This window comes from Methylobacterium sp. 174MFSha1.1, from assembly GCF_900116815.1.
Taxonomy (GTDB): domain Bacteria; phylum Pseudomonadota; class Alphaproteobacteria; order Rhizobiales; family Beijerinckiaceae; genus Methylobacterium.
The window spans coordinates 245,361-262,402 of sequence record NZ_FPCB01000006.1; the positions used below are offsets into that span (position 1 = coordinate 245,361).

Consider the following 17,042-nt stretch of genomic DNA (forward strand, 5'->3'; position numbering starts at 1 on the left):
AACCCGCTCCTATTCTCGCCACCAAGCACTTTCGCCGGCGGGGAGCGATCCCGGTGCCGGCCTTTGCTGTTTGTGTGTCTCGTTGCTGCAACACACGCGTGGCGGTTTTGCCGGAAACGTAGCGGAAAAGGATTGCGTAAACGCTACGCTTGCCCTACTCCCCTTGCGTCGCCTTCAGTCAAGACTGGCGATCTTCTCCGATCATGTCGCTCCCTGACGCAACTCCGGCCCGCCGCGCGGCGGGGCGAAAGCCGTGCGCCCGGGACATGTCGGTCGGACCGAGACAAGCGCAAGCGCCGGACGACCGGCCGATTTCCCAAACGGGGGGCATCATGAAGACCGTCACCAGGATCCTGCTCGCCTCGGCCGCCGGGCTCGCCGTCGTGCCGGTGGCGCACGCCGCCGACCTGCCGGCGCGGAAGGCCGCGCCGGTCGAGTACGTCCGAGTGTGTTCGGCCTTCGGCGCCGGCTTCTTCTACATCCCCGGCACCGATACCTGCCTGCGGGTCTCCGGCCGCGCTCGGTTCGAGTACGGCTACCAGGGCTCCTACAGCCGCTCGGGCACCGCCGGCGATTACAGCGGCTACCGCAGCATCGGCCGCCTCAACCTCGACGCCCGCACGCAGACCGCCTACGGCACGCTGCGGGCCTTCGTGCGGTTCGAGATGTCCTCGCGCACCGGCATCCCGACACTGCATTCCGGCACGCAGAACCGCATCGCCAACGCCTTCCCGGCCTTCGGCGTCGACACGTTCGGCCGCGCCCAGACCGTCGTCAACGCCGACAAGGCGTTCATCCAGTTCGCCGGCTTCACCGCGGGCCGGGCCGCCTCGTTCTACGACTTCTACGCCCACGACTTCGAGTTCATCGCCTCGACGATGAGCTCCGACGTCGCCTCGACGAACCTCGCGGCCTACACGGCGACCCTCGGCCAGGGCTTCTCGGCGACGCTCTCGGTCGAGGATTCGATCGCCCGCAAGACCCCGATCTACGCCCCCACGAGCACCGCCGGCTTCCCGGGATCGGTCGCGCTGTCGCCGATCTTCCTCGGCTACAACGCCGCCGGCCTGCCGACCGGCATCGGCACCGTCGACGTGATCCAGCGCAGCCGGATGCCGGATTTCGTCGGCGCGCTGCGCTACGACGGCGGCTGGGGCTCGGCCCAGGTCTCGGCGGCCGTGCACGAGCTCAACACCGGCAACCCCGTCCTCGGCAGCTTCACCGGCACCAATCTCGGGGCCGCCCTCAGCGACGCCAACAAGCGCACCTTGAGCCGCACCGCGACGGAATACGGCTGGGCGGTCCAGGGCGGCGTGAAGATCAACCTGCCGTTCATCGCCGCCGGCGACACCCTGTACCTCCAGGGCGCCTACGGCGAGGGCGCCAGCATGTATACCGGCGTGACCTCCTACATGGGGTCCTACAGCGCCAGCGCTTCGTCGATCCAGGGCTCGGCCTTCAGCCAGTTCTTCAGCGACGCGACGCTCAACCCCTTTACCAACCGGCTCGAGCTCTCGACCAGCTTCTCGGCGGTGGCCTCGCTGCTGCACTACTGGACGCCGGAACTGCGCTCGGCCGTGTTCGGCTCCTACGGCGAGGTCAGCTTCGCGCGCGGCGCCCGCGCCGCGCAGGGCGCCTATTTCGGCCTGACTGGCACCGGCCCGGGCACCCCCGGCACGCGGTTCTTCACCCTGAGCCAGACCCTGCGCGACAGCTACCGCTTCGTCGTCGGCGGCAGCCTGATCTGGTCGCCGGTCAAGGAGCTCGATATCGGCGCCGAGGCCATCTACACCCGCTACGGCGTGCAGAGCGGCCGCGTGCTCGACCTCAGCCGCTACCCGGGCCAGAACGCGGCTTTCGTGAACAACCTCGCGAACCCGGTCGCCACCACCTCCAGCGTCGACGCCTTCCAGGTGCGGGCGCGGGTGCAGCGCGACTTCTAGCGCATTCCACGAGCGCCGCTTCCGGCGGGCGTTGACACTCCGCCGGAGCCGTCAGACCTTGAGGCACGGATCGGGCCCCTGCGCCCGGGACCGTGCCCCCGCGGGGGCACGCGACGCCGCCGAGTGACGATGCGAGCCACCGAGACCTTGAGAGCGATCCTGGCGCGCCGCGAGGCGGTCAGCGTGCCGGGCGCCGCCAACGCCCTGTTCGCCCGCGTGATCGAGGATCTCGGCTTCGAGGCGGTCTACGTGACCGGGGCCGGGGTCGCGAACATGCATCTCGGCGCGCCCGATATCGGGCTCACCACCGTCACCGAGGTCGCGAGCGCGGTGGCGGCGATCGCCGACGCCGTCAGCCTGCCGATCATCGTCGACGCCGATACCGGCTTCGGCAACGCCGTCAACGTGGTGCGAACGGTGCGCCTGCTCGAGCGGGCGGGTGCCGCCGGCATCCAGCTCGAGGACCAGGTCTTTCCGAAGAAGTGCGGCCACTTCACCGGCAAGGACGTCATCCCGGCCGGCGAGATGGTGCAGAAGGTCAAGGCCGCGGTCGATGCGCGCCGCGACGGCGCGCTCCAGATCATCGCCCGCACCGACGCCCGCGCGGTGGAGGACCTCGACCGGGCGATCGAGCGCGCGCACGCCTATATCGAGGCCGGGGCCGACGCGACCTTCGTCGAGGCGCCGGTCTCGGCCGAGGAACTGGCGCGCATCGCCCGCGACCTGCCGGTGCCGCAGGTCGCCAACATCGTGTTCGGCGGGCGCACCCCCGATCCGGGGCGCGAGCGGCTGGCCGGGATGGGCTTCTCGATCGTGCTCTACGCCAACGCGGCGCTGCAGGCCGCCCTCAAGGCCTCGTTCGACGTGCTCGGCGCGCTGAAGCGCGACGGCTCGCTCGGCAACGTCGCCGACCGCCTCGCCTCGTTCGAGGAGCGCCAGCGGGCGGTCGACAAGGAGGCGTGGGACGCCCGCGAGGTGCGATACCGGGGTGGGTGAGGGCATATTGGATCAGCCCTGCGGTTCCTCACACCCTCCGCGTCAGTCCGGGGCCGCGAAAGCGGAGCCCGGAGTGCCGTAGGCACGCCCAGACACTCAGTTGATGCAGAACGGAGCTGTGGCCGTTCCGCTTCGTCCTGAAAGCCCCGCGGTTCTGGATTCCGGGCTCCGCTGCGCGGCCCCGGAATGACGCGGAGAGTGTTCGTACTGCCGGAGCAACTCGAACAAGCGTGAAGGATGCATCACGCCCGATGAAAGAACCGCCGGTCGAGCCACAGCAGCAGGCCGTTGGCCGACACCGCCACGATCACCAGCATCAGGATCACGGCGGTCGTCTGCTTCACGTTGTGCAGGCTGATCCCGTTCACGATCAGGAAGCCGAGCCCCTTCTGCGAGGCGAACATCTCGCCGACGAGGACACCGAGCAGGGTGAGCGAGAAGCCGACCCGCAGGCCCGTGACGATCTCGGGCAGCACCGCCGGGGCCAGCACCGTGCGGATGGTCTCGGCCTGGCTCAATCGTAGGGCGCGGGCGGTGCGGATCAGCACCGGGTTGATGCCCTTGACCGCCGTCAGGGTGAACAGGATGATCGGGATCACGCCGTGAATCACCCCGAACGCCACCTTGGCGCCGAGCCCGAGGCCGAAGACCAGCAGGATCACCGGGTAGAGCGTGACCTTCGGGATCGAGTACAGCCCGGCCAGGATCGGCTCGGCGACCTCGCCGGCGAAGCGGCGTAACCCTAAGATCAGCCCGAGCCCGATGCCGAGGGCGGCCGAGATCACGAGCGCCGCCGCGAAGGCGGTGAGCGTCGCCGAGGCGTGCGACCAGAACCCCGCGGTGGCGGCGAGCCCCGAGAGGTGCCGCAGGGCGGCGAGGGGCGAGGCGATCGCCGCGTCGCCGGCGTAGGCGTGCAGCGCCTGCCAGAGGCCGACGAGGACCACGATCGTCACGGCCCCGTCGAGGAATCCGGAGCGGCGCGGGCCGGCGGCGAGGGGAGCGGCGGCGCTCATGAGCGGATGCGCCGGCGCATCAGGCGGCCCTCCCAGGCGTGCAGGGTCATGTTGAGGCCCGTCACCACGACGAGCACGAACAGCATCAGCGCGTACATCGTGCGGTTCTCGAAGCCGTCATAGGCGTAGGCGATGGCGTGGCCGAGTCCGGCATCGGCCAGGATGAACTCGCCCGCGATGATGCCGATGAAGGCGTAGGCGAGCGCCAGCTTCACGCCGGTGAGCAGGTAGGGCAGGGCGCTCGGCATCGTCACGTGGGCGAGGGTCGCGAGCCGTCCGAGCCGGTGGGCCCGGGCGGTGCGCATCAGGACCCGCGGCACCCGGTCGAGCCCGTTGAGGGTCGAGAGGATCATCGCCGGCACCCCGAACGCCATGCCGAGCACGATCAGCGGCACGCTGTTGAGGCCGAAGATGGCGACGAAGAGCGGATAGAAGACGAAGGTCGGGATCGAGTAGTAGGAGGCGAGCAGCGGGTCGAGGCCGCGCCGCAGCCGCGGCAGGGCGTGGATCGCGACGCCAAGCGAGAACCCGATCGCCACGGAGAGCAGGAGCGCGATTCCCACCGTCGAGAAGGTGCGGGCGATATCGCCGAAGATCTCGCCCGAGGCGAGCATGGTTCCGAGCGTCGCGATCATCTCGCTCGGCGGGATCAGGGTCAGCGGGTTGACGAGGTGCAGGCGGCAGACCGCCTCGAGCAGCAGCACGAAGCCGGCGATCCAGCCGATCCGGGTCAGGGTGATCGCGCGCTCCCGCGTCATCGCCCACCTCATGGCGCGCCCTGCTTCGTGGCGGAGGACTTGCCGATCGCCTTCAGCGATTCCTCGCGCAGGTGCGACCACAGCCGGGCGGTGACGTGGCCGAAGCGCTCGTCGGCGACGATGCGGCTGTCGCGCTCGCGCGGCCAGCCGGTCTCGACGATCTCGATGAAGCGGCCCGGCCGCGACGACATCACGCCGATGCGGTCCGACAGCATCGCCGCCTCGTCGAGGGCGTGGGTGATGAGGAGCACCGTGGCGCCGGTCTCGCGCCACAGCCGCAGGAGCTCGTCGCCCATCAGGAGGCGGGTCTGCTGGTCGAGCGCGCCGAACGGCTCGTCGAGCAGGATCAGCCGCGGCTGCGTCACCAGCGTGCGGGCGATGCAGACCCGCTGGCGCATGCCGCCGGAGAGCTGCGCCGGATAGGCCCCGGCGAAGTCGGAGAGTCCCATGAAGCCGAGCGCATAATCGACCCGGCGGGCGATCTCGGCCGCGTCGGTGCCGGCCCGGCGCAGGCCGAAGGCGACGTTGTCGGCAACGGTCAGCCAGGGGAACGAGGCGTCCTCCTGGAACACGATGCCGACGCCGTCGGGCACGCCCGCGACCGGCGCGCCCTCGAACGACACCGTGCCGGCATTCGGTCGCCCGAGGCCGGACAGGACGTCGAGCAGGGTGGACTTGCCGCAGCCGGACGGGCCGACGACCGAGAAGAACTCGCCCTTGACGAGGTCGAGGTCGAGGGGCCCGAGCGCGGCGAGCCGGCCGTAGACCCGGGTGACGCCCCGCAATTCGGCATGGATCTCGCGATGAGTCTCGCGCGCGGTCGCGGGCATCGCGCCGCCCGGGTCGGCGAAGGCCATGGCGGCCATGGTGGCACCCATCTCGGCTCCCTTACTGCGTGGCCTGGAGGTCTTTCGGCAGGAAGGAGGTGTCGACGACCTGCTTCCAGTCGACCGGACCCTTGAGGCGGCCGACGAGCTTCATGCCGTCGAGCATGCGGTTCATGTTGTCGTAGTGCAGGCGGCCGTCGCCGAAATACGTGAAGCCGACGAAGTGCTTGAACACCTCGCGAAAGGTCTTCGGGTCGCCGCTATAGGCCTTGGCGACGATGTCGGCGGCCTCGTCCGGATGCGCCTTGATGTACTCGACGCCCTCGCGCCGCGCCTCGATCAGCGCGCGCAGCTTGTCGCCGCCGGTCTTGGCGAACTCGGTGGTGGTGATGCCGACGGTCTGGGTCAGCGCCGGGTTCATGCAGTCCTTGGCCCAGAACGCCGCCTTGACCTTGCCCTGGTTGCCCGACCACAGCGGCTCGCCCGACATCGCCGCGTCGACCGCGCGGTTGAGCACCGCCGACAGGTTGGCGCCGAGATCGCCCGCCGCCACCAGCTGCAGGTCCTTTTGCTCCAGCCCGGCCTTCTGCAGGCAGTTGAGGATGATCATGTTGGTGACGGAGCCGGGCGCCGTGTAGGCGATCTTCTTGCCCTTCATGTCGGCGAGCGAGCCGACCTTGCCGTCGGGCTGCGTGATCCAGAGGATGTCCTCGACGCTCTCGACGCCGCCGCTGATGATCTTGATCGGCTGGCCGGACTGGATCGCCAGGATGGCGGCCGGCAGCGCGACCTCGCCGTAGGGCACCTCGCCGGCCAGCGTGTTGCGCACCGAGGTGCCGCCGCCGGCCGAGGTGAGGAAGCCGGTGATGTCGAGCCCGCGCTTCTTGAAGAAGCCCTTCTCCAGGGCCACCGCGTAGGGCGCGCCGTAGAAGGCCGAGCCCCAGTGGGTGACCGTGATGGTCTCGGCGCGGGCCGCATTCCCGGCGAGGGCCGCGCCCGCCAGAAAGACTCCCAGGGTTCCGGCGCGCAACGCTCGTCTGATCATCGGTTCTCTCCCTGTCTCGCCGGCTCGGTTCTCGTTCGGTGGGTGCCTACCCGGTGGCCCAGATCCATGGCCGCGCGGCGCGGTCGCGCGCCTGCCACGCGGCGATCTCGGGGTCGCGCCGGAGCGTGGCGCCGATCTCGTCCAGCCCCTCCAGCAGCGCCTGCCGGCGCTGCGGATCGACGGCGAAGGGGATGGCCTCGCCGGACGGCGCCCGTACCTCGCGGGCGACGAGGTCGACCGCGACCGGAGCACCGGTCCCGGCTTCCGCGGCAAGCCGGTCGACGGCCTCCTTCGGCAGCACGACTGGCAGCAGGCCGTTCTGGAAGCAGTTGTTGAAGAAGATGTCGCCGAAGCTCTCGGCGATCACCGCGCGCAGGCCCAAGCCCATTAACGCCCAGACCGCGCCCTCGCGGGACGAGCCACAGCCGAAGTTGCGGCCGGCGATCAGGATCGGTGCGCCGCGGAAGGGCGGCCGGTCGAGGATGAAGCCCGGGTCCGGCCGGCCGTCGGACGGGGTACGCAGGGCCTCGAAGGCGTAGGCGCCGAGATCGTCCCGGGGCACGCCCGTCAGCCGCTCGATGCGGATGATGACGTCGGTGTTGACGTTCGGCTCGAGGAACGGCGCGGCCGGGCCGGAGATCTGGCGGAAGGGCTGCATTCAGATCCGCCTCACGTCGGTAATGGCGCCGGTGACCGCCGCCGCGACCGCCATGGCGGGGCTGGCGAGGTGGGTGCGTGCCCCCGGACCCTGGCGCCCGACGAAGTTGCGATTCGAGGTCGAGACGGCGCGGGCGCCGGGCGGCACGCGCTCGCCGTTCGCCGCGACGCAGAGGCTGCAGCCCGGCTCGCGCCAGGCGAAGCCCGCCTCGCGGAACACCCGGTCGAGCCCCTCGGCCTCGGCGTCGCGCTTGACCCGTTCGGAGCCCGGCACCACCCAGGCGGTGACGCCCGGCGCGACGTGGCGCCCGCGGGCCAGCGCAGCGGCCTCGCGCAGGTCCGAGAGCCGCGAGTTGGTGCAGGAGCCGATGAACACCCAGTCGACCGGCGTGCCGGCGAGCGGCCGGCCGGGTTCGAGGCCCATATAGGCGAGCGCCGCCCGCCAGGCCTCGCGCCGCTCGGGGTCGGGCGCCGCGCGCGGATCGGGGATCGCCGCGTCGATCGCGATCGCGTGCTCGGGGCTGGTGCCCCAGGTGACGGTGGGCTTGACCTCGGCGACCTCGATCACCTCCTCGCGGTCGAACACCGCGTCGGAGTCGCTGGCGAGGCTCCGCCACTCCGCGACCGCCCGCTCGTATAGCGCGCCTTTCGGGGCGAACCGGCGATTCTCGACATAGGCGAAGGTGGTGTCGTCGGGCGCCACCATGCCGATCTTGGCGCCGAGCTCGATCGACAGGTTGCAGATCGTCATCCGGCCCTCGATGCCGAGCGCCCGGATCGCCGAGCCGGCATATTCGACCGCAAAGCCGGTGCCGGCGGCGGCGCCGAGCCGGCCGATGAGGTGCAGGATCAGGTCCTTCGGGGCGATGCCCTGGCTTAAGCGCCCCTCGAACCGCACCCGCAGGCGCTTCGGCTTCTGCTGGCGCAGGGTCTGGGTCGCCAGCGCGTGGGTCAGCTCCGAGGAGCCGACGCCGAAGGCGAGCGCGCCGAGGCCGCCATGGGTGCAGGTGTGGCTGTCGCCGCAGATCAGGCTGACGCCCGGCAGGGTGATGCCCAGTTCCGGCCCCATCACGTGGACGATGCCCTGGCCGACCTCGCCGAGCTCGAAATAGTGCAGGCCGGCCTCGGTCGCCCGCGCCTTCAGTCCCGACCAGAGCGGCGCGCCGGGCGCGTAGCTCGCGCCGGTCCTACCGGGCGCGCTCGAGACGGCGTGGTCGGCGGTCGCGAAGGCGAGTTCCGGGTTGCGGACGGGGAGGCCGCGGGCGGCGAGAGCCTCGAGCCCGGCGGTGCCGGAGAGATCGTGCAGCAGGTGACGGTCGATGTGGAGCAGCGACCAGCCGTCCCCGAGATCGGCGACGACGTGCGCGTCCCACAGCTTGTCGAGGAGGGTGCGGCCCATGGTGGCTACTCGGCCGCGGCGGCGCGGGCGGGCTCGTCGCGGAACTGCGTCCGCAGGCCGTCCCAACGGTCGGCGCCGAGGCGGCGGAAGCGCTCGCGGATCGCCGGCGCGCCGGCCGAGCTCGGCGGCGCGTTCGTCTCCTTCAAGGTGGCGAGCGCCGCGTCGAAGGCCTCCATGGCCGCGCCGAACAGGAGGCTCGGCAGGATCGCGAGCCGGTAGCCCATGCTCTGCGCCGCCGGCATGTCGATGTCGGGCGTCTTGCCGCCGCGCACCACGTTGAGCAGGCACGGCCCCGTCACCAGGCGCGGCACCGCCTGCATCTCGTCGAGGCTCTGCGTCGCCTCGACGAAGGCCATGTCGGCGCCGGCGGCGAGCGCGAGGTTGGCGCGCGCCACCGCCTCGTCGAAGCCGGCCACGGCCCGCGAATCGGTGCGGGCGATGATAACGAAGTCCGGGTCGCGCCGGGCTGCGACCGCGGCGCGGATCTTCGCCACGAACTCCTCGCGCGGCACGATCTCCTTGCCGTCGAGGTGGCCGCAGCGCTTCGGGCTGACCTGATCCTCGATGTGCAGGCCGGCGACGCCGCGCATCTCGTATTCGTGCACCGTGCGGGTGACGTTGAGCTCGTTGCCGTAGCCGGTATCGGCGTCGGCGATGACCGGGATCTCGACGGCGCGGGCGAGGGTGCCGGCATTGGCCGCCATCTCGCTCATCGTCACGAGACCGAAATCCGGGTAGCCGAGGGCGGCCGCGGTGCCGGCGCCGGTCATGTAGATCGCCGGAAAGCCCGCCTGCTCGATGAACTTGGCGGTGATGCCGTCATAGGCGCCGGGCGCGACGATCATCTCCGGGCGCGCGAGGAGCGCGCGCATCTGGCGGGCCTGACCCATCCGTTCCTCCCTGACCGGGCATCGTCGCCCGCTGCCCCGTCGTGGGGGCGCACGGCGTGGCCGTGCTCTGCTTGAATGCAGTTGTCCGGACAGGCTACTCCGTGTTTCGGGTCTGTCAATGGCGATTCGGTGCGGTGTTAGGGCATGGAGCTGCCCGTGGCACGGCCTGGGTCGGCTTGGCGGATCCCGCAAAAACCACCCTCCGCGTCATTCCGGGGCCGCGAAAGCGGAACCCGGGATCCATAACCACCGAGTGTTCAGGATGAGGCGGAGCGCGGTCCGCTTCGTTCTCTGAACGTCAGCGGTTATGGATCCCGGGTTCTCGGCTTCGCCGAGCCCCGGGATGACCCGGAGGGTGCCAGATCCGGTGCTTGCGCACCGTCTTCGTGGAGGGCGAAGCTACGCCCGCCACTCGCCCCGCCGGATCCGCGTCGTGTACCGGCACTGCTCGCCCGGGTGCCAGTTCACCGAGGCCAGCATGATGCCGCCGCTGACATCGTAGTAGCGGCGCACGAAGCGCATCGCCGGGGCGCCGCGGGGGCGCTTGAGGGCGCGGGCGACCGGGGGCGGCATCGGCTGGGCCGAGATCTCCTGCAAGGCCTCGGCGATCAGCTCGCCGGAGCGAGCCTCGACGAGGCCGTAGACCGCGCCGCCGACCTCGCGCAGGTCGGTCAGCAGCGGCGCGAACCGGGCATGCACGTAGACGCTGACGAAGCAGATCATCGCGTCGCGCTCGGCGGTCCAGCGCACGCCCTCCGCCCGGAGCCAGGACGACCCGGCCGGAGCCTGCACGAAGCCAGCGACCTCCGGGTCGATCTGGATCATCCCGAGCGACGCCACATCGAGATGGGTGTCGCGGGCGTATTCGAACATGTCGGCGAGGTCGTCGAACACTTGCGCGAAGCCCGGCTGGGCCGTCGTGGCGATGACCGTCGAGCCCGCGCCCTGGCGCCGCTCGACCAGCCCCTTCTCGACCAGCTTGCGCAGGGCCTCGCGGATCGTGAAGCGGCTCGCGCCGAAGCGCGCGCACAGGGCCGTCTCGGTCGGCAGGGTCGATCCCACCGGGTGCAGGCCGGTGCGGATCTCCTCCTGCAGCGCCCGCGCAATCCGCTCGTTGAGCGGTCCCGCCTCAGCGTTGCGATCCTGGCCGCGCTCCCGCGCCCCCACCGTCCTGCCGGACAAGATTCCCTCCGAGTTTGCGATCGGCCACTTGTCCAGACAAATTTGCCCGATTAGGCTCTGACGAACAAGAGGAACGCCCGATGATCCAGACCATAGACCCTGCCGTTGCGCCAGCCCTGTCGGACCTGCGCGTCCTCGAGATGGGCCAGCTGCTCGCCGGCCCGTTCTGCGGCCAGCTGCTCGCCGATTTCGGCGCCGAGGTGATCAAGATCGAGCAGCCGGGCGCCGGCGACCCGATGCGCGAATGGGGCCGCGAGAAGCCTCACGGCCAGTCGCTGTGGTGGCCGGTCATCGCCCGCAACAAGAAGTCGATCGAGATCAATGCCCGCGAGGCGGCCGGCCAGGACCTGATCAGGAAGCTCGTCGCGCAATCCGACATCCTGATCGAGAATTTCCGGCCCGGCACGATGGAGAAGTGGGGCCTCGGCTACGACGCGTTGTCGGCGATCAACCCGCGGCTGATCATGATCCGCGTCTCCGGCTACGGCCAGACCGGGCCCTATTCCCAGAAGGCCGGCTACGGCGCGATCGGCGAGGCGATGGGGGGCATGCGCTACGTCGCGGGCGACCCGTCCCACCCGCCGTCCCGCGCCGGCATCTCGATCGGCGACACGCTGGCGGCCACCTTCGCCTGCGTCGGCGGGCTGATGGCGCTGCACGCCCGCACCCGCACCGGGCGCGGCCAGGTCGTCGACAGCGCGATCTACGAGGCGGTGCTCGCCGTGATGGAGAACCTCGTCACCGAGTACGACAAGACCGGCTACATCCGCGAGCGCACCGGCGCGATCCTGCCCAACATCGCGCCCTCGAACGTCTATCCGACGAAGAGCGGCGTCTACGTGCTGATCGCCGCCAACCAGGACAGCGTCTTCCGGCGGCTGGCCGCCGCGATGGGCCGGCCGGAACTCGCCACCGACCCGCGCTACGCCACCCACACCGAGCGCGGCCAGCGCCAGGCCGAGCTCGACGCCCTGATCGCCGCCTGGACGGCCGGCTTCGAGCGCGAGGAGCTCGGCCGCATCCTCGACGAGGCCGGCGTGCCCCGCGGCGACATCTACCGCGCCCCCGAGATGCTGGAGGACGCGCATTTCAAGGCGCGCAAGACCATCGTCGACGTGGCCCATCCGCTGTTCGGCAACCTGAAGATGCAGAACGTGGCGCCGCGCCTCTCGGCCAATCCGGGGCGGGTGGTCAGTGCCGGGCCGGAGCTCGGCCAGCACAATGCCGAGGTGTTTCGCGGGCTCCTGGCCTTGAGCGAGGCCGAGCTGGCGCGGCTGGTCGAGGGGCGGGTGATCGGGGAGTCGGCGCGGGACGCGGCGTGAGCCGAGGGAACGGTTTGTCGATCGAACCGTCAGGCCATCGTAAGCCACCGCCCTTTCCGGGCCCGGAACGGGCCTGCACGACTGGAACGAAGTGGAAGGAGATCCGGGATCCAGCGCAAGGACTTGCCGCGAAGCGGCTCTGTCTGTTGCACCGTTGCAGACAGACAGACGGACGCTTCGCGACTTCTTGTTGCTGGATCCCGGATCTCCTTCCGCTGACGCTTCAGTCGTCCGGGAAAGGGAGCGCCTTGTGAAAAGTGGGAGGACTGACATGACCGCACACCGCCCGACATCCGTCGACATCGTCGAGGTCGGCCCCCGCGACGGCCTGCAGAACGACAGCCGCCACCTCTCCACCGACGCCAAGGTCGAGATGATCCGCCGTCTCGCCGGCGCCGGCCTGCGGCGGATCGAGGCCGCGAGCTTCGTCAACCCGAAGCGCGTGCCGCAGATGGCCGATGCCGAGGCGGTGCTGGCCCGCGTCGTCGACCTGCCGGGGGTCAGCGTCTCCGGCCTCGTGCTCAACGCCCGCGGCTTCGAGCGGGCGCTCGCGGCGTCCTTGCGCGAGATCAGCTTCGTCGCTTCCGCCACGGACACGATGGCGGCGCGCAACCAGGGCACGACCGCGCGCGGGCTGATCGAGACCTGGGCCGGGATCGCGAAGCCCGCGAAGGAGGCCGGTCTGTTCCGGTCGGTCACGATCGCGGTCGCCTTCGGCTGCCCGTTCGAGGGCGAGGTGCCGCTCGACCGCGTGATCGCGACCGCCCGGGCGCTCGCCGACAGCGGCATCGACGAGATCTCGCTCGCCGACACGATCGGGGTCGCGACGCCCCGCCTCGTCGAGGAGCGCTTCGCGGCGCTCGCCGAGGCCCTGCCCGGCCTGCCGATGCGGGCGCATTTCCACAACACCCGCAACACCGGCTTCGCCAATGCCGACGCGGCGCTCCGCTCCGGCGTCACGGTGCTGGATTCGAGCCTGGGGGGGCTGGGCGGCTGTCCGTTCGCGCCGGGCGCCACCGGCAACATCGCCACGGAAGACCTCGTCTCGATGCTGGAGCGCGACCGCGTCGCGACCGGCATCTCGCTCGATACCTTGCGCGACGCGACCCTGTGGCTCGAGGGCGAGATGGGCCGGCGCCTGCCGGGCCACGGCGCGCACGTCACGCCCTGGCCGGCGGTGCTGGCGGCCTGACACCTCTACGAAACCCCCCCCGACGCCGCCGGGACGAGAGCGGCCGGGGGGAGGGAAGGGAACCTTGACGATGGTGCCAGCATATTCGGCCGGGGCCCGCCTCGACCGCCTGCCGATCTCCGGCTTCCACCGCCGGATCCTGTGGCTGATCGGCGCCGGGATGTTCTTCGACAGCTTCGACATCTATCTCGCGGGCGGCATCCTCGGCGCCCTCGTCAAGGACGGCTGGTCGGACCTGAACCTCAACGCCGCCTTCATCTCGGCGACCTTCGTCGGGATGGTGATCGGCAGCTTCTCGGCCGGGATCCTCGGCGACCGGTTCGGGCGCCGGTTCACCTACCAGGCGAACCTGATGATCTTCGGGCTCGCCTCGCTCGCCGCCGTCCTCGCCCCCGACATGTGGACTCTCATCGTCCTGCGCTTCTTCATGGGCGTGGGCTTGGGGGCCGAGATCGTGATCGGCTACGCGACGATCGGCGAGTTCATCCCGCCGGCGCAGCGCGGGCGCTGGGCGGCCTACCTGTCGATCATCACCAACACCGCGCTCTTCGCCGCGACGCTGGTCGGCTACCTGGTGATCCCGACCTTCGGCTGGCGGGCGATGTTCGCCATCGCCGGCCTCGGGGCGCTCGCCGTCTGGTACGCCCGCAAGAGCATGCCGGAGAGCCCGCGCTGGCTCGAATCCGTCGGCCGCACCGAGGATGCCGACCGGGTGCTGACGGGGATCGAGGCGACCTATGGCGGTAGCCTGCCGGTGCCGCGCCGCGACCCCGTGGTGGCCCGCAACGACCCCGGCCTCAAGGTGCTGTTCGGACGGCCTGTGATCCGCCGCACGCTGCTCGCCACGATCATCAACGTGATGATCAACGTCTCGATCTACGGCTTCGTCGCCTGGGTGCCGACCTTCCTGGTCAAGCAGGGGCTCAGCGTCGGCTCGTCGCTCGGCTACACCACCTTCATGTCCCTCGGCGGGCCGGTCGGCGCCTGCCTCGGTGCGGTGATCGCCGAGCGCCTCGGCCGGCGCAACGGCCTGACCGTCACCTCGCTCGTCGCGGCTCTGCTCGGCGTCGCCTACACCCTGGCGCCCTCGATCGAGATCGCGACCGCCGTCGGCTTCGGGCTGTTCACCTGCATCTACCTGATGGTGGCGCTCGGCATCGCGGCCTACATCCCGGAGCTGTTTCCGACTGAATACCGCCTGCGCGGCACCGGCGTGGCGAGCACCGCGGGGCGGGTCGCCGGCATCTTCATCCCGCAAGTCGTCGTCTGGCTCTACGCCTCCGGCGGGGTCGTGCCGGTCCTGGTGATGCTGGTGGGGGCGCTGCTGCTGCAAGCGGTCTGCGTCGGCCTGTTCGGCATCGAGACCCGCAACCGCAGTTTGGAGGAGCTGCGCCCGGCCGGGGACGGGCCGGGCTCCGACCTCGCTCCCGCGCCGGCCGAGCGCTGACGCTCCGCCCCGGGCGCGGGGGATCCACCGCGCCCGTCGGCGGCCGATTGCCAGGGAAGCCGGCGGTGCGATACCGTCTCGAGGTCAAGAGGCCGCCCGGCAGAAGGCGGTTTTGTCGACCGGGAGCGCGGGCGGCCGCGGAGTGAGAGCCATGACGCAGACGCGCTCGGGTCCCCTCGCCGGACTGAAGGTCGTCGAGCTCGCCCACATCATGGCGGGCCCGGTCTGCGGGATGATGCTCGGCGACATGGGCGCCGAGGTGATCAAGGTCGAGAAGAGCGAGGGCGGCGACGACACCCGCCGCATGGTGCCGCCCGCGATCGCCGGCGAGAGCGCCGCCTACATGATGATGAACCGCGGCAAGAGCGGGCTCGCTCTCGACCTCAAGGCGCCCGAGGGCCGGGCGGTGCTGCGCCGGCTCCTCGCGGGAGCCGACGTGCTGATCGAGAATTACCGCGCCGGCACGATGGAGAAGCTCGGCTTCGGCTACGAGGCGTTGCGGGCCGAGCATCCGGGGCTGATCTACTGCTCGCTCTCCGGCTTCGGCCGCACCGGGCCCTACGCCGACCGCGCCGGGTTCGACCTCGTGGCGCAGGGGATGAGCGGGCTGATGAGCATCACCGGCGAGGGTCCGGGCCGTCCGCCGGTGAAGAGCGGCGCCCCCGTCACCGACATCACCGCCGGCATCCTGGCGGCGATGGGCGTGCTCGCGGCCTATACCCACCGCCTGCGCACCGGCGAGGGGCAGCGGGTCGACACCTCGCTGTTCGAGGCCGGCATCGTCCAGACCTACTGGCAATCGGCCATCGCGCTGGCGACCGGGGTCGCGCCGGGCCCGATGGGCTCGGCCCACCCGCTCAACGCGCCCTACGAGGCGTTTGAGACCGCGGACGGCTGGATCACCGTCGGGGCGGCCAACCAGACCAACTGGCTGCGGCTCCTCGGCGTTCTCGGCGCCGAGGCCCTGGCCGACGACCCGCGCTTCTCGCAGAATCGCGGCCGGATGGAGCACCGCGCCGCGCTCGGCGCCGCGCTCACCGGGTATTTTCGCCGGGCGACCTCGGCCGAGTGGCTGGTCCGGCTCGAGGCTGGCGGCGTGCCCGCCGGCCCCGTCCTCGACGTGGCGCAGATGCACGCCGATCCGCAGACGCTCGCCCGCGACATGGTGGTCGAGGTCGAGCACGGTCGGGCCGGCCGCATCCGGACGCTCGGCACCCCGGTGAAGTTCTCGGGTACGCCCGGGCGCGTGCACGGGCCGGCGCCACTCCTGGGCGAGCACAGCCGCGCGATCCTGGCCGCGCACGGCTACGCACCGGCGGAGATCGACGACCTGATCGCCCGGGGCGTGGTGCGGGAGACGGTGGCGTGAGCGGGTGGGGTTAGACGATCCCTCTCCCCTTTCCCGGACGACTGAAGCGTCAGCGGAAGGAGATCCGGGATCCAGCACAAAATGTCGCGAAGCGTGTGCTTGTCTGCGCCGTTGCAACGGACAGAGTCGCTTCGCGGCACGTCTCTCCTGGATCCCGGATCTCCTTCCACTTCGTTCCAGTCGTGCAGGGCCGTTCCGGGCCCGAAAAGGGAGATGCAGATCATGCCGTCGCCGGCGTGAAGGTGATTGTGCCGGCTTCGCCTGCTTTGGAATGCGGACGCACGATGATCTCCACATCCTGGTCGAATGCGGTCAGGAAGCTCATTAGTCGCTCGACGGAGTATTCCCGGAACCGGCCTTTGAACAGGCGCGACACCTCCGGCTGGGAGATGCCCATCACCTCCCCGGCCTTGGTCTGGGTAATGCCGCGCTGCGTGAACAGCCGGTAAAGTTCTGCGACGATACGAGCCTTGAGTAGATGGGTTTCTGGATCAGGAAAATCTAGATCGGCAAAGATATTATTACCGCTCCGATGGATGTCGCCGCTTTCGGTGGTCATGATCATATCTCCTGCTGCTTGCTGGTGGCATAATCGGCTTCAGCATCCCGCAGACGCCGTTTGATCAGATCTATATCGGTCTGGGGCGTCTTGGTGCCCTGCTTCGATTTTTTCATGAAGGCGTGCAGGACGTAGACCGCAGTTTCGAAGCGAACCGTATAGACGGTGCGGTATGTGTCGCCGTCGAAATTCTCGACAAGCTCAACGATGCCGCTCCCCATTCCCTTCAGGGGCTTGGCGGACAAAGGGTGGTGACCGGTTTGCGCGAGATACAGCGCGAAGCCAAACTCGCCCTGCACGTCCGCTGGAACGCGCGGAAGTCCTTGTAGCTGGATTTGATCCAGAGCAGTGGTCGTTCGCGCGGAGCAGAGCGATTCATGCGATGAATTATGAGTGTTTACTCATGAACGTCAACCGAGCGTTCGACAGCGCCGGCTATGCCG

General features: G+C 70.2%; 16 protein-coding genes. 6 read left to right on the forward strand and 10 right to left on the reverse strand.

Annotated elements, in window-relative coordinates:
* Positions 1 to 332 precede the first annotated feature (332 nt).
* Positions 333 to 1,943: a porin gene (locus BM430_RS04540; protein WP_093565829.1), complete on the forward strand. Its 1,611-nt coding sequence runs from the start codon at positions 333 to 335 to the stop codon at positions 1,941 to 1,943.
* A 129-nt stretch (positions 1,944 to 2,072) separates the two neighbouring features.
* Entirely contained in the window at positions 2,073 to 2,939 is an 867-nt protein-coding gene (locus tag BM430_RS04545; protein ID WP_093565831.1) for an isocitrate lyase/PEP mutase family protein, read from the forward strand.
* A gap of 242 nt (positions 2,940 to 3,181) precedes the next feature.
* Here BM430_RS04545 and BM430_RS04550 read toward each other — a convergent pair whose 3' ends face one another.
* The 8 genes from BM430_RS04550 to BM430_RS04580 form a co-directional block, all read right to left on the reverse strand.
* Positions 3,182 to 3,952 carry an ABC transporter permease gene (locus tag BM430_RS04550; RefSeq protein WP_093565833.1) on the reverse strand — a complete coding sequence of 257 codons (771 nt, stop codon included), beginning with the start codon at positions 3,950 to 3,952 and terminating at the stop codon, positions 3,182 to 3,184.
* Entirely contained in the window at positions 3,949 to 4,710 is a 762-nt protein-coding gene (locus BM430_RS04555) for an ABC transporter permease (protein ID WP_093565835.1), read from the reverse strand. Before BM430_RS04555 ends, BM430_RS04550 begins: the two co-directional genes overlap by 4 nt.
* An 8-nt stretch (positions 4,711 to 4,718) precedes the next feature.
* Positions 4,719 to 5,588, reverse strand: a complete 870-nt coding sequence (locus tag BM430_RS04560; protein WP_244539318.1) for an ABC transporter ATP-binding protein — start codon at positions 5,586 to 5,588, stop codon at positions 4,719 to 4,721.
* Between the two features lie 10 nt (positions 5,589 to 5,598).
* Positions 5,599 to 6,582, reverse strand: a complete 984-nt coding sequence (locus BM430_RS04565) for an ABC transporter substrate-binding protein (RefSeq protein ID WP_093565837.1) — start codon at positions 6,580 to 6,582, stop codon at positions 5,599 to 5,601.
* Positions 6,583 to 6,628: 46 nt separating this feature from the next.
* Entirely contained in the window at positions 6,629 to 7,240 is a 612-nt protein-coding gene (leuD, locus tag BM430_RS34560) for a 3-isopropylmalate dehydratase small subunit (RefSeq protein WP_177302941.1), read from the reverse strand.
* Positions 7,241 to 8,638, reverse strand: a complete 1,398-nt coding sequence (leuC, locus tag BM430_RS04570) for a 3-isopropylmalate dehydratase large subunit (protein WP_177302942.1) — start codon at positions 8,636 to 8,638, stop codon at positions 7,241 to 7,243.
* Positions 8,639 to 8,643: 5 nt separating this feature from the next.
* Positions 8,644 to 9,528: an isocitrate lyase/PEP mutase family protein gene (locus BM430_RS04575; RefSeq protein ID WP_093565839.1), complete on the reverse strand. Its 885-nt coding sequence runs from the start codon at positions 9,526 to 9,528 to the stop codon at positions 8,644 to 8,646.
* A 399-nt stretch (positions 9,529 to 9,927) separates the two neighbouring features.
* On the reverse strand, positions 9,928 to 10,710 hold the full coding sequence (locus BM430_RS04580; RefSeq protein ID WP_093565841.1) for a GntR family transcriptional regulator: 783 nt from the start codon (positions 10,708 to 10,710) through the stop codon (positions 9,928 to 9,930).
* 80 nt (positions 10,711 to 10,790) lie between these two features.
* Here BM430_RS04580 and BM430_RS04585 point away from each other — a divergent pair, with 80 nt between their 5' ends.
* From BM430_RS04585 to BM430_RS04600, 4 genes are all read left to right on the forward strand, one after another.
* Positions 10,791 to 12,032 (forward strand): CaiB/BaiF CoA transferase family protein, encoded by a 1,242-nt coding sequence (locus tag BM430_RS04585; RefSeq protein WP_093565843.1) that lies wholly within the window; start codon positions 10,791 to 10,793, stop codon positions 12,030 to 12,032.
* Positions 12,033 to 12,303: 271 nt separating this feature from the next.
* The gene (locus BM430_RS04590; RefSeq protein WP_093565845.1) at positions 12,304 to 13,224 is read left to right on the forward strand and encodes a hydroxymethylglutaryl-CoA lyase; all 921 of its coding nucleotides are present in this window, start codon (positions 12,304 to 12,306) and stop codon (positions 13,222 to 13,224) included.
* A 70-nt stretch (positions 13,225 to 13,294) separates the two neighbouring features.
* On the forward strand, positions 13,295 to 14,671 hold the full coding sequence (locus tag BM430_RS04595) for an MFS transporter (RefSeq protein ID WP_093565846.1): 1,377 nt from the start codon (positions 13,295 to 13,297) through the stop codon (positions 14,669 to 14,671).
* Positions 14,672 to 14,822: 151 nt separating this feature from the next.
* Positions 14,823 to 16,040 carry a CaiB/BaiF CoA transferase family protein gene (locus BM430_RS04600; RefSeq protein WP_093565847.1) on the forward strand — a complete coding sequence of 406 codons (1,218 nt, stop codon included), beginning with the start codon at positions 14,823 to 14,825 and terminating at the stop codon, positions 16,038 to 16,040.
* A 220-nt stretch (positions 16,041 to 16,260) separates the two neighbouring features.
* Here the strand turns inward: BM430_RS04600 and BM430_RS04605 are convergent, their stop codons facing one another.
* Together BM430_RS04605 and BM430_RS04610 are read right to left on the reverse strand one after the other, a co-directional pair.
* The gene (locus BM430_RS04605; protein ID WP_093565850.1) at positions 16,261 to 16,599 is read right to left on the reverse strand and encodes a helix-turn-helix domain-containing protein; all 339 of its coding nucleotides are present in this window, start codon (positions 16,597 to 16,599) and stop codon (positions 16,261 to 16,263) included.
* Positions 16,600 to 16,601: 2 nt separating this feature from the next.
* On the reverse strand, positions 16,602 to 16,898 hold the full coding sequence (locus BM430_RS04610; RefSeq protein WP_244539319.1) for a type II toxin-antitoxin system RelE/ParE family toxin: 297 nt from the start codon (positions 16,896 to 16,898) through the stop codon (positions 16,602 to 16,604).
* Between the last annotated feature and the right edge of the window lie 144 nt (positions 16,899 to 17,042).

What these genes read in the sequence shown, in the direction of transcription:
- BM430_RS04585 (WP_093565843.1), top strand. Translation starts at nt 10,791, where the DNA reads ATGATCCAGACCATAGACCCTGCCGTTGCGCCAGCCCTGTCGGACCTG.
- BM430_RS04595 (WP_093565846.1), top strand. Translation starts at nt 13,295, where the DNA reads ATGGTGCCAGCATATTCGGCCGGGGCCCGCCTCGACCGCCTGCCGATC.
- BM430_RS04545 (WP_093565831.1), top strand. Translation starts at nt 2,073, where the DNA reads ATGCGAGCCACCGAGACCTTGAGAGCGATCCTGGCGCGCCGCGAGGCG.
- BM430_RS04590 (WP_093565845.1), top strand. Translation starts at nt 12,304, where the DNA reads ATGACCGCACACCGCCCGACATCCGTCGACATCGTCGAGGTCGGCCCC.
- BM430_RS04560 (WP_244539318.1), bottom strand. Translation starts at nt 5,588, where the DNA reads ATGGGTGCCACCATGGCCGCCATGGCCTTCGCCGACCCGGGCGGCGCG.
- BM430_RS04600 (WP_093565847.1), top strand. Translation starts at nt 14,823, where the DNA reads ATGACGCAGACGCGCTCGGGTCCCCTCGCCGGACTGAAGGTCGTCGAG.
- BM430_RS04605 (WP_093565850.1), bottom strand. Translation starts at nt 16,599, where the DNA reads ATGACCACCGAAAGCGGCGACATCCATCGGAGCGGTAATAATATCTTT.
- BM430_RS04540 (WP_093565829.1), top strand. Translation starts at nt 333, where the DNA reads ATGAAGACCGTCACCAGGATCCTGCTCGCCTCGGCCGCCGGGCTCGCC.
- BM430_RS04575 (WP_093565839.1), bottom strand. Translation starts at nt 9,528, where the DNA reads ATGGGTCAGGCCCGCCAGATGCGCGCGCTCCTCGCGCGCCCGGAGATG.
- BM430_RS04550 (WP_093565833.1), bottom strand. Translation starts at nt 3,952, where the DNA reads ATGAGCGCCGCCGCTCCCCTCGCCGCCGGCCCGCGCCGCTCCGGATTC.
- BM430_RS04565 (WP_093565837.1), bottom strand. Translation starts at nt 6,582, where the DNA reads ATGATCAGACGAGCGTTGCGCGCCGGAACCCTGGGAGTCTTTCTGGCG.
- leuD (WP_177302941.1), bottom strand. Translation starts at nt 7,240, where the DNA reads ATGCAGCCCTTCCGCCAGATCTCCGGCCCGGCCGCGCCGTTCCTCGAG.
- leuC (WP_177302942.1), bottom strand. Translation starts at nt 8,638, where the DNA reads ATGGGCCGCACCCTCCTCGACAAGCTGTGGGACGCGCACGTCGTCGCC.
- BM430_RS04555 (WP_093565835.1), bottom strand. Translation starts at nt 4,710, where the DNA reads ATGACGCGGGAGCGCGCGATCACCCTGACCCGGATCGGCTGGATCGCC.